At 66.0% G+C, this 11,990-nt stretch carries 7 protein-coding genes and 1 pseudogene; 7 read left to right on the plus strand and 1 reads right to left on the minus strand.

What is annotated here, in order from left to right; all coding sequences use genetic code 11:
* Positions 1-31 precede the first annotated feature (31 nt).
* Positions 32-2,305: a ribonuclease E/G gene (locus ACFLEY_RS20965; RefSeq protein WP_304564958.1), complete on the minus strand. Its 2,274-nt coding sequence runs from the start codon at positions 2,303-2,305 to the stop codon at positions 32-34.
* Between ACFLEY_RS20965 and ACFLEY_RS20970 the strand changes: the two genes are divergently transcribed.
* The 7 genes and pseudogenes from ACFLEY_RS20970 (at position 2,270) to ACFLEY_RS21000 (ending at position 11,904) form a co-directional block, all read left to right on the plus strand.
* Positions 2,270-3,214: a hypothetical protein gene (locus ACFLEY_RS20970; protein ID WP_309142081.1), complete on the plus strand. Its 945-nt coding sequence runs from the start codon at positions 2,270-2,272 to the stop codon at positions 3,212-3,214. The genes ACFLEY_RS20965 and ACFLEY_RS20970 overlap by 36 nt on opposite strands.
* A 611-nt stretch (positions 3,215-3,825) precedes the next feature.
* Positions 3,826-5,121 carry an N-acetylmuramoyl-L-alanine amidase gene (locus ACFLEY_RS20975; RefSeq protein WP_060911837.1) on the plus strand — a complete coding sequence of 432 codons (1,296 nt, stop codon included), beginning with the start codon at positions 3,826-3,828 and terminating at the stop codon, positions 5,119-5,121.
* A gap of 265 nt (positions 5,122-5,386) precedes the next feature.
* Positions 5,387-7,894: a penicillin-binding protein 1A gene (locus ACFLEY_RS20980; RefSeq protein ID WP_161535066.1), complete on the plus strand. Its 2,508-nt coding sequence runs from the start codon at positions 5,387-5,389 to the stop codon at positions 7,892-7,894.
* Positions 7,895-8,008: 114 nt separating this feature from the next.
* A protein-coding gene (prfB, locus tag ACFLEY_RS20985; RefSeq protein ID WP_122975474.1) for a peptide chain release factor 2 occupies positions 8,009-9,140 on the plus strand; the annotation gives its coding sequence in 2 pieces (ribosomal slippage) (positions 8,009-8,077 and positions 8,079-9,140; 1,131 coding nt in all).
* Positions 9,141-9,142: 2 nt separating this feature from the next.
* Positions 9,143-10,023, plus strand: a pseudogene (locus ACFLEY_RS20990) (NAD(P)-dependent oxidoreductase).
* A 15-nt stretch (positions 10,024-10,038) separates the two neighbouring features.
* Positions 10,039-10,914 (plus strand): DMT family transporter, encoded by an 876-nt coding sequence (locus ACFLEY_RS20995; RefSeq protein ID WP_211433559.1) that lies wholly within the window; start codon positions 10,039-10,041, stop codon positions 10,912-10,914.
* Between the two features lie 78 nt (positions 10,915-10,992).
* Entirely contained in the window at positions 10,993-11,904 is a 912-nt protein-coding gene (locus ACFLEY_RS21000) for a DMT family transporter (protein ID WP_011087084.1), read from the plus strand.
* The last annotated feature ends 86 nt before the right edge of the window (positions 11,905-11,990 follow it).

The raw sequence follows: 11,990 nt of genomic DNA on the forward strand, positions 1-11,990 counted from the left end.
TGGCCGGGCGTTTTTTATTCTGTGTCCGACTTTATTCGCCGCCGCCGAAACGGCGGGACCACCAGCCGGCGCGGCGCGGGGCGGCCGGCGTTTCGCTGGCCGCTTCGGGTGCGGGCGCAGGTGCCGGCGACGCGACCGGCTCGCTCGCCTGCGCAACCGGCGTTGCGGGCTCGCTCGGGCTGCTCGACAGGAAGCTCACCTTTTCCCTGACGGTGGAGCGACGCCGCGCGGCCTTCTCGTCAGCGGGCTCTTCTTCCGCCGTTACGACAGCAGGAGCTGGCTCCGGCTGAGCCGGCGCCTCGACCTGCACTTCGGCACGCGGCTCGGGCGGCGCGATTTGCGGCTCGGCGGTGTGCTCGGCCTGCGCGATCGAAGGCGCAGCCTCGCCGCCAAAGCCGTCGAAATCGGCCACCGCTTCGGTCGCTTCCGATGGTGATTGGGTGCCGAGCTCGTCGCCGATGGAGCCGGCAAGACCTTCCTCGCCGCCCCCACGCCGACGGCGTCCGCCTCTGCGGCCACGCCGGCGCCGGCGCTCACCGCCGCCCTGCTGCTCGCCACGGGCTGCCTGTTCCTCGCCTTCCTCGCCGTCCTGCTCGGACTCGGCGTCCTCTTCGGACTCGCCAGCGACCATTGCCGGCTCGGGAAGCGTGGGCGCGCTATCCTCGCGCAACTCGCCGTCGCGCTGGCCACCGCGGCCGCGCCGACGACGGCGGCGCTTGCGGCGCTGACCGTCCTGCTCGGGGGCCGCCTCGCCGGCAGCCTGCTCTTCAGTGAGACCTTCGGTCTCCTCGGACTCGATCTCGGATTCCAGCTCCGGATCGAACTCCTCGTCGTCATAGGCCTCTTCAACCACCGGGGGCGGGCTTGCCGCGGCCTGCGCCGCGAGCAGCGCCTTGGCGGCTTCGAGCGTATGCACCTGCTCGCCGCGATCGATGAGGTAGGCCTGCGGTCCGCTGACGCTCGGGTCGGCGATGACCGCCAGGGTGACCTTGAAGCCGTTTTCGAGGTCGCGCAGATGGCCGCGCTTGTGGTTCAGCACGTAGAGCGCGACGTCGGTGCGGGTACGGACCACGAGATTGTGGGTCGCGCCCTTCATCAGGATCTCTTCGAGGCCGCGCAGCAGCTGGAGCGCAACCGAGGACACCGAGCGGACATGGCCGGTGCCGCCGCAATGCGGGCAGGGATCGGTCGAGGATTCCAGCACGCTGGCACGGATGCGCTGGCGCGACATCTCGAGCAGGCCGAAATGCGAGATGCGTCCGACCTGGATCCGTGCGCGGTCCTGCCTGAGGCAATCGGACAGCTTGCGCTCGACCGCCCGGTTGTTGCGCTTCTCGTCCATGTCGATGAAGTCGATGACGATCAGGCCGGCGAGGTCGCGCAGGCGGAGCTGGCGGGCGACCTCTTCGGCCGCTTCCAGATTGGTCTTGAGCGCGGTGTCCTCGATATGGTGCTCGCGCGTCGATCGTCCGGAGTTGACGTCGATCGAGACCAGCGCCTCGGTCTGGTTGATCACGATGTAGCCGCCGGAGCGCAGCTGCACGGTCGGCGAGAACATCGCGTCCAACTGGCTTTCGACGCCCATGCGCGAGAATAGCGGCTGGCCGTCGCGATACTGCTTCACCGCGCTGACGTTGGCGGGCATCAGCATCTTCATGAAGTCGCGCGCTTCGCGGTAGCCGGATTCGCCGGCAACCGAGATCTCGTCGATCTCCTTGTTGTAGAGGTCGCGCAGCGAGCGCTTGATCAGCGAGCCTTCCTCATAGACGAGGGTCGGGGCCTGCGACTTCAGCGTCAGGTCGCGCACCGTCTCCCACATCCGGATCAGGTATTCGAAGTCGCGCTTGATCTCGGGCTTGGTGCGGGCGGCGCCGGCGGTGCGCAGGATGATGCCCATGCCCTCGGGCACGTCGAGATCCTGCACCACTTCCTTCAGACGCGAGCGGTCCTGGGCGCTGGTGATCTTGCGGCTGATGCCTCCGCCGCGCGCGGTGTTCGGCATCAGCACGGCGTAGCGGCCGGCGAGCGACAGATAGGTCGTCAGCGCCGCGCCCTTGTTGCCGCGCTCTTCCTTGACGACCTGCACCAGCATCACCTGGCGGCGCTTGATGACTTCCTGGATCTTGTACTGGCGGCGCGGACGGAAGGTGCGCTCCGGCACTTCCTCCATCACGTCGTCGCCGCCGACGGATTCGACGACTTCCTCTTCGGCTTCCTCGCCGTCGTCATCCTCGTCGTCGTCGTCCTCGGCCGCCGCGTCAGCGTCGTGATGCAGAGCTTCGGTGCTTTCGCCGGCAGCGTACACTGCATCAGCCGGTTCAGCGGCGGCGGTTACGGCTTCGGCCAGAGCCTCTGCGTGCGCTTCGGAGGTCGCCTCCTGCGGTTCGGCAACGGCCTCGGCCGCGACCACCGGTTCGGCGCCAAAGGCCGCGACAGGCGCGGGCGTCTCGTCGGCATGATCGTGGTCGTGATGATCGTGCCCGCCGTCATGGCCATGGTCGTTATGATCGTGAGCGTGATCGTGATGATGGTCGTCGTGCGCGTGTTCATGGTGATCATGATCGTGGTGATCATGTTCGTGGTGATCATGGGCATCGTGCTCGCCGTGATGCTCCGCGTCGGCGTGCAGATGCTCGCCCTCTTGCGGAGCGCCCTCGGCGTGCTCAGTCAGAATCTGGCCCTCGACCGGCTGCGCCGCGGGATCGGTGCCGGCGTCGAGGCCTTCGACGATGTCGCTGCGGACGCGTTCGCCGTGACCGCGGCGGCGGGCGTTGCGGTGACGCGAGCGGCGGCGGCCGTGCGAGCGGTTCTCGCTCTCTTCCTCGGCTTCGCGATGGGCCTGCTCCTCGGCCTCGATCAGCGCCTGCCGGTCGGCAACCGGGATCTGGTAGTAGTCGGGATGGATTTCGCTGAAGGCGAGGAAGCCGTGGCGGTTGCCGCCATATTCGACGAAGGCGGCCTGGAGCGAGGGTTCGACCCTGGTGACCTTGGCGAGGTAGATATTCCCGCGCAGTTGCTTGCGTTGCGCCGTCTCGAAATCAAACTCTTCGACGCGATTGCCGCGGACCACGACGACCCGGGTCTCCTCCGGGTGGGTGGCATCGATCAACATCTTGTTGGGCATGTCTTAACTCTTGGCGGCGGCGGGCGCGATTCACCGTGGGCGCGTATCGCGCCGCCGGGAGACGCGACGGTCCACCTGATTCGGGGGTGAGGGGAAGGCCGAAACGCCGTCTCTCGCGCCTTGCCGGACCGGAAGCCTCAGGGCCGTGGCGGCGCGCGGGATTATCACTCCGCAGCGTCGCGAATGGTCCTTCAGAATTCGTCGGCACAGTCTGGCGCATCAAGCGTCGGCCCGTATGAAACATTGGGCGGCGGGGCCGCCCCTCAATCAGTTGCTGCTGGCCAGGCATGGCGCGAGCGCGCTCGCCTTGGGGATCACGAACCGCTCCCTTGGGATCAAGGGACCGGGTAATGGGTTACGTCGCTGTCCGAACCGTCCCGGAAAAGTGGTACCCGGGAACCGTCCGCCGCCGGGGCTTGGCCCGCTCCACCTCGCTGCCGCGCACCGCGCTGGTCTTAGAGGAGAACGGAAAACGCTGGAATTCCCAAATCTTGAGAGTTCCGGCGCTGCACCGGGAGGCTGAATGCGACACAACCGAAAATATCGGCCGTCAGCATTCCGTACATACGAGGAATGGGCCATCCGTGCAAGGGAGCGTCGCACGGCGGTCACAGTCAGCGAGTTTCGCGCGCCTGTCATTAAGGATCGATTAACCCTGTGGTTCTATTGCGTTAAACAAGCTGCTCGGAGGCACGAAATCGGTGGCGAGCCGCGCAAAACAAAGAGTCCTGCTGGGATGCGTGCTTCTGTGCGCCGCGGCATTGCCATATGCTGATTCCTCCCGCCTGAGCGCCGCGGAAAGCCAGCCGCAACCCTCTGTTGCGGTAGCGAATTTTCCAATCGCCTCGGCCGCCCGGCTGGCTGGCGACGGCAAGCAGACCCGCTTCATCCTCGACATCGACCGGACCGTCAGCTTCCGCGCCGTCACGCTCGCCGACCCGTACCGGGTGGTGGTGGACGTGCCCCAGGTCAATTTTCAGCTGCCCGCGGGGACCGGGTCCGGCGGGCGGGGACTGGTCAAGGCCTTCCGCTACGGGCTCGTCATGCCCGGCGGCTCGCGAATCGTGTTCGACCTGACGGGGCCGGCCAAGATCGCCAATTCCTACGTATTGGAGGCGGCCAACGGCCAGCCGGCCCGGCTCGTGCTCGAGCTGGAGGAGGTCGACCGCGCCGCCTTCGTGCAATCGCTCGCCCCGGAAAACCGGCCCGAGCTGCGGCCCGCGATCGCCGATGCGCCGCCCGCCACGGTCCCCGCGACGGCGGGCCCGGAAACGGCGCAGCAGAAGGCCGATGGCCGGCCGATCGTGGTGATCGATCCCGGCCATGGCGGCATCGACAACGGCACGCAGTCGAGCGGCGAGAGCGAGAAGAACCTGGTGCTGGCCTTTGGCCTGGCGCTGCGCGACCGGCTGGAAAAGGCAGGCAAATACCGTGTCGTGATGACGCGCAACGACGACACGTTCATCCCGCTCAATGACCGGGTCAAGGTCGCCCGCAACATCAAGGCGGCGCTGTTCGTCTCGATTCATGCCGACGCGCTGCCGCGCGCCGAGGGGGATGCCCAGGGCGCCACCATCTATACGCTGTCCGACAAGGCGTCCGACGCCGAGGCCCAGCGTCTGGCGGACGCGGAAAACCGCGCGGACGCGATCGCCGGCTTCAATCTCGCGGAGGAGCCGACCGACGTCGCGGACATCCTGATCGATCTGACGCAGCGGGAAACCCGCACGTTTTCAAACCGTTTTGCGCATGTGCTGATGGGCGAAATGAAGTCGACGGTGCGGATGCACAAGCATCCGCTGAAATCGGCCGGTTTCCGGGTGCTGAAGGCACCCGACGTGCCGTCGGTGCTGGTCGAGATCGGTTATGTCTCCAATAAGGGCGATCTCGAGCATCTGGTCTCCGAGGGCTGGCGGTCCCGTGCCGTGGGCGCGATGGCGCAAGCCATCGACGGGTTCCTGGCCAAGCGGCTGGCGACCGCCGGATCGTCGAATTGACGACCGGGGGATCGTCGAATTGAGAGAATTGAGGAAGGGTTTTTCCGTCCCGCCGCAAAAGCCCTAGTTTGGCCACAGCGGGCGATTTATAAAAACGCCGCAGGGGGTTCCGGAATCGGCGAGAATCCCGTTCGGCGAGCGTCTTAGGTCCGGCACTGACGTAATTGAGTAGGCCGGTGAATGCGCGACGTGAGGTTGGCGCCTGTTTTTGAGCGCCAAGGGGCTGATACTGGGCTGATCCAGAGTTTGAACGGATAAACAGATAATGCGCTTGCTGGTGCGGTTCATGGGCTTCCTGTTCGCCGCGGGAACGGTGGTGTTCCTTGTCGGTGTCGGGGCCGTGGCAGGCCTGATCTGGCATTTCTCCAAGGACTTGCCGGACTACTCTCAGCTTCAGGATTACGAGCCGCCGGTGATGACGCGTGTGCACGCGGTCGACGGGTCGCTGCTCGGCGAGTACGCCAAGGAGCGACGGCTGTATCTGCCGATCCAGGCCGTGCCCAAGCTCGTGATCAACGCGTTCCTCGCGGCCGAGGACAAGAATTTCTATGAGCACGGCGGCATCGACTACACCGGCATGGCGCGCGCAGGTCTGGTCTATATCCAGAACTACGGCTCCAACCGGCGTCCGCAGGGCGCCTCCACCATCACCCAGCAGGTCGCCAAGAACTTCCTTCTGACCAACGAGGTCTCCTTCGCCCGCAAGATCAAGGAAGCCTTGCTGGCGATGCGGATCGAGAAGACCTACTCGAAGGACAAGATCCTCGAGCTGTATCTGAACGAGATCTATCTGGGCCTCGGTGCCTACGGCATCGCGGCCGCCTCGCTGGTCTATTTCGACAAGTCGGTGAACGAGCTGACGGTGGCGGAGGCCTCCTATCTGGCCGCGCTGCCGAAGATGCCGGCGACCCTGCATCCGGTGCGTAACCGCGACCGCGCCATCGAGCGCCGCAACTATGTGATCGACCGCCTCCAGGAGAACGGCTGGATCAAGCAGGCCGACGCCGACAAGGCGCGCAAGGAGCCGCTGGCCGTCACCAACCGGTCCAACGGCGCCCACACCTTCGCCGGCGAATATTTCGCCGAGGAAGTCCGCCGCGACATCTTCGAGCGCTACGGCGAGAAGAAGCTTTACGAGGGCGGTCTGTCTGTCCGCACCACGCTCGATCCGAAGATCCAGGTGATGGCGCGCAAGACCATGGTCGCCGGCCTCGTCAACTATGACGAGCAGCAGGGCTATCGCGGCGCCATGAGCAAGCTCGATATTTCGGGCGATTGGGGCGTGAAGCTCGCCGAGATCAAGTCGCTCTCCGACATCTCGCCGTGGCGCATGGCGGTGGTGCTGGAGACCAGCGACCAGTCGGCGCGCATCGGATTCCAGCCGAGCCGCGAGCTCGGCGGCGCCGTCAGCAAGCAGCGCGAAACCGGCCTGATCACGCTCGACGGCATCAAATGGGCAAGGGCGGCGACCGGCCCTGCGAAGGGCAGGGCGGCAACGGCGGTGTCGCAGGTGCTCCAGCCCGGCGACGTGATCTACGCCGATCCGCTCTACAAGGACGGCAACCCGGTCGAGGGACAGTACCGGCTGCGCCAGATCCCCGAAGTGTCGGGCGCGATGGTGGTGATGGACCCCTGGACCGGCCGCGTGCTCGCGATGGTCGGCGGCTTCTCGTTCGACCAGAGCCAGTTCAACCGCGCCACCCAGGCCTACCGGCAGCCGGGCTCGTCGTTCAAGCCGATCGTCTATTCGGCCGCGCTCGACAACGGCTATACGCCCTCGACCGTGGTGCTCGACGCGCCGATCGAAATCGACCAGGGCCAGGGCGCCGGCGTATGGCGGCCGGAAAACTTCTCCTCGGGCAAGTTCCAGGGGCCGGTGACGCTGCGCAACGCGCTGCGGCAGTCGCTCAACACCGTGACGGTGCGCCTCGCGCAGGACATCGGCATGCCGCTGATCGGCGAATATGCCCGCCGCTTCGGCGTCTATGACGAGCTGCCGAACTATCTCTCCTACGCGCTCGGCGCCGGCGAGACGACAGCGATGCGCATGGTCACGGCGTACTCGATGCTCGCCAATGGCGGTCGCCGCGTGAAGCCGACGCTGATCGACCGTATCCAGGATCGCTACGGCCGCACCATCTTCAAGCACGACCAGCGCGAATGTCGCGGCTGCGACGCGCCGGGCGGCTGGAAGAACCAGAACGAGCCGCAGCTGATCGACCGCCGCGAGCAGGTGCTGGATTCCATGACCGCCTACCAGATCACCGAGCTGATGGAGGGCGTGGTCCAGGCCGGTACCGCGACCGTGGTCAAGGAGGTCGGCAAGCCGATCGCCGGCAAGACCGGCACGACCAACGAGGCCAAGGACGCCTGGTTCGTCGGCTTCTCGCCCGACGTCGCCGTCGCGATCTATATGGGCTACGACAAGCCGCGTGCGCTCGGCAAAGGCAACGCTGCGACCGGCGGCCATCTGGCGGCTCCCATCGCGCGCGATTTCCTCAAGCTCGCGCTCGCCGACAAGCCCGCCGTTCCGTTCAAGGTGCCGGCCGGCATCAAGCTCGTGCGCGTCGTCGCCAAGACCGGCATGCGCGCCGGCCCGGGTGAGACCGGCGGCACCATCCTCGAAGCCTTCAAGCCGGGCACGGCGCCGCCGGACAATTATTCGGTCATCGGCGTTGCCGACGCCGACGGACGCGGCGGCGTGCCGGCGTCGCAGCAGCAGCAGCCGGATTCCGGCTTCTTCATGCGGCCGGGCACCGGCGGACTGTACTAAGGCTTAGGACAAGGCAGACGTTTGTCGCGGCGGCGGTTGCGCTTTGCAGCCGCCGCCGCTACATCCCGATCTTGAATTGCACGCGGAACCAATTCCGCGAGACACGAGAACGACATGCGCGCCGAAATCGAACGGTTGGTAGAAGAGATCAAGCAGTCAGTCGGGCTGCTGAGGAGGCATCTTTGACGTCGAGAAATCGACGGCGCGCCTCGCTGAGCTGAACAAGCTCGCAGAAGATCCCAACCTCTGGAACGATCCCCAGAAGGCCCAGAAGCTGATGCAGGAGCGGACCTCGCTGGAGGATTCGCTGTCGGGCATCGGCAAGGTCGAGCAGGAGCTCGAAGACGACATCGGCATGATCGAGCTCGGCGAAGCCGAGGGCGATGACGGCGTCGTCGCCGAAGCCGAAGCTGCGCTGAAGGCCCTGAAGAAGGAAGTCGCGCGGCGCGAGCTCGAGGCGCTGCTGTCGGGCGAAGCCGACCGCTTCGATTCCTATCTCGAGGTCCACGCCGGCGCCGGCGGCACCGAAAGCCAGGACTGGGCGCAGATGCTGCTGCGCATGTACACGCGCTGGGCGGAGACGCACGGCTTCAAGGTCGAGTATCTCGAAGAGTCCGAGGGCGAAGAAGCCGGAATCAAGTCGGCGACGATCCAGGTCTCGGGCCACAATGCCTATGGCTGGCTGAAGACCGAGGCGGGCGTGCATCGGCTGGTGCGCATCTCGCCGTTCGATTCCAACGCGCGGCGGCACACATCTTTCTCCAGCGTGCAGGTGTTCCCGGTCATCGACGACAGCATCAAGATCGACATCAAGGAATCCGACGTCCGCGTCGATACCATGCGGTCGGGCGGCGCCGGCGGCCAGCACGTCAACAAGACCGAATCCGCGGTGCGCCTGACGCATATCCCGACCGGTGTCGCGGTGGTCTGCCAGGCCGGCCGCTCGCAGCACAAGAACCGGGCGCAGGCCTGGGACATGCTGCGCGCGCGGTTGTACGAAATGGAGTTGAAGAAGCGCGAGGAGAAGGCCGCCGCCGACCAGGCCGCCAAGACCGATATCGGCTGGGGCCACCAGATCCGCTCCTACGTGCTGCAGCCCTATCAGATGGTGAAGGATCTGCGCACGGGCGTGCAGACCTCCGACACCTCGGGCGTGCTCAACGGCGAACTCGACGACTTCATGGCCGCGACGCTGGCGCAGCGCGCCTTCGGAACCACCGGCGCTGACATCGAGGATGTGGACTAGCCATGCCCCGCGTCGCCTTCATCGGGCTTGGACGGATGGGCCATGGCATGGCCGGCCGCTATCTCGATGCCGGCTTCACGGTGACGCTGTGGAATCGCAGCAAGACAAAAGCGGAAGACCTGATCGCGCGCGGCGCGCATTGGGCGACCTCGCCTGAGGATGCCGCGATCGATGCCGATGCGGTCGTGACCATGGTCGCCGACGACGAGGCCTCGCGCGCGGTCTGGCTGGGGCCGAAGGGCGCGGCCAAGACGGCCAAGGCCGGCACCATCGCGATCGAATGCTCCACCGTCTCCTATGACCACGCGCGCGAGATGGGCCGCGAACTCAACGCGCGCGGCTGATCTACATCGATTGTCCCGTGACGGGATTGCCGGATGCCGCGGCCGCCGGAAAGCTGACCTTGCTGGTCGGGGCTGATGCCGCCGACCTCGAACGCGCGCGGCCCTATCTCGAACCGATCGGCTCGACCATCCGCCATTTCGGCGCGGTCGGCTCCGGCACGGTCTACAAGCTCATCAACAATCTGATGGGCGCGATCCAGATTGCCGGACTCGCCGAAGGGCTCGCGATCGCCGAGCAGGCCGGGCTCGACATGACCCTGGTGCTGGAATCGATTCAGGCCGGCGTTGCTGCGAGCCCGCAGGTCCAGCGTCATTCCAAGCGCATGGTCGCCCGCGACTTCAGCGGCGCGACCTTCACCTCGGCGCTGCGGCACAAGGATGCCGCCTACGCCGTGAAGCTCGCCGAGAGCCTGCTCGCCGACAAGCCGCTGGTGGCGCGCGCGGCGGTCGAATCCTATGCGCGGGCGAAAGCTGCGATGCCTGATGACGACGAAGGCAAGATGATCGAGCTGGTGTCGCGGCCGAAGAAGCCGTCTTAAGCCGGCCGCATCAATATGGGGCAGCCTCGTTCAGAACGCGGTCTCGGCATTGCCCTCGTCATCGCCGCTGCGATTGCCTGGAGCACCGCGCCGTTCTTCACCCGGCTGCTGCGGTTCGATCCTTGGACCATTCTGTTCTGGCGCGGCGTGTTCGCAGGCAGCCTGATCAGCGTGTTTCTCGTCGCGATGCAGGGCCGCGCCGCCCTGTGGCAATTGGTCGTGCCGGGGAGGGGCGGCCTGCTCGTCGCGTCACTGTCTGCGCTCGGCATGATCTCGTTCATTCCCGCTCTTCAGATGACCAACGTCATGAACGTCGCGGTGCTGATCGCCACTCAGCCCTTCGTCGCCGCCGCGCTGGCATGGCTGTGGCTCGGCGAAGCCGCGACGTGGCGCACGCTGATTGCGAGCCTGATTGCCTTCGCCGGAGTCGTCATCACGGTCGGCGGCGTGCAGGCCGGTGCCGATCTCGGTGGTCTTGCACTGAGTTGCCTCATGGTGCTCGCAATCTCCTCCATGACAGTTGTGATCCGACGTCATCGCCAGACATCGATGGTGGCGGCGGCAGCATTGTCGAATTTCATGGGCAGTCTTGTCAGCCTCCCGTTCGCCCATGACATCGCCCACGTCGGCGGCAACGACCTCGCAATCCTCGCAATGTTCGGCTGCCTTCAGGTCGCGCTCGGCCTGACGTTCTACATGCTCGGCTCACGCCTGCTGCCGTCGGGGCAGGCCTCCCTGATCGCGACGCTGGAAACACCGCTGATGCCGTTCTGGATCTGGGTGGCTTTCCGGGAGGTGCCCGCCGTGCATGCGCTCATTGGTGGCGCCCTGGTGATCGGGGCGGGGGTTGCCGATATCGCGGGGGATGCACGCAAACGCCGATCCTCCTGAGCGGCGTCAACTCGGAAATCGGGTGGCAAAGCGCGTCGCGCCATACTAGGCGGAGGTCAACTGCCGATGTGAGACGCCATGCCCCCGAACGACAACCGGATCGATGCGCGAGACTGGTCGCTGCTCGCCGTGCTCTCGATCCTCTGGGGCGGCTCGTTCTTCTTCAACAGCGCGGGCTTGCGGGAATTGCCGCCGCTCACCCTGGTGTTCCTGCGCGTCGCGCTGGGTGCGGCCGTTCTTTTGCCGCTGCTCCATGTTCAAGGCATCAGCTTTCCCAAGGGCACGTTGGGCTGGAAGCCGTTCTTCGTGATCGGGCTGCTCAACAACGTCATCCCGTTCTCGCTGATCGTGATCGGCCAGACCATCATTCCCAGCGGGCTGGCCTCCATCCTGAATGCCACCACGCCGCTGTTCACGGTGACCGTCATGGCGATGGCGGGCGAGGAAGCCCTGCAGATGCGGCGGGTCGCCGGCGTGGTTCTGGGCGTCGTCGGCGTGGTCATCCTGCGCGGATGGGGCATCGAGACGCGGCCGGGGCAGGGGTTCGGCATTCTGCTCTGCCTCGGTGGCGCGTGCAGCTATGGCTTTGCGGCGCTGGCGGCGCGGCGGTTGTTGAAGGACTCAGCTCCGCTGGGAACGGCGACTTTTCAACTGATGGCGTCCACGGTGATGATGGCGGTCGTCGCCGCCGTCATGGAACAGCCATGGCATCTGCCGGCGCCGGGCCTTACAACCTGGCTCGCGGTGCTTGGACTTGCCGGCTTGTCGACGGCGCTCGCCTACATCGTCTTCTTTCAGATCCTGCGCCGTTCGGGCGCGACCAATGTCATGCTGGTGACGCTGCTCATTCCCGTCACCGCCATTCTGTTGGGATGGCTGGTGCTGGGCGAGCCGATCTCCATGCGCGAGATCGCGGGCGCCATCGTCATTGGCAGCGCGTTGCTCGTGATCGACGGGCGCGCTCTAAGGATGTTGCAGCGCGTCGCGTAAGTTCCTGCTCTACCGTTTCACCTCGCGGAAAATCGCGGCGCTTGCCAGCGGCAAGCCACCTTGCGACACTCTCCGCAAAACAAGAC

Source organism: Bradyrhizobium sp. YCK136, assembly GCF_044570075.1.
GTDB classification, from domain to species: Bacteria; Pseudomonadota; Alphaproteobacteria; order Rhizobiales; family Xanthobacteraceae; genus Bradyrhizobium; species Bradyrhizobium diazoefficiens.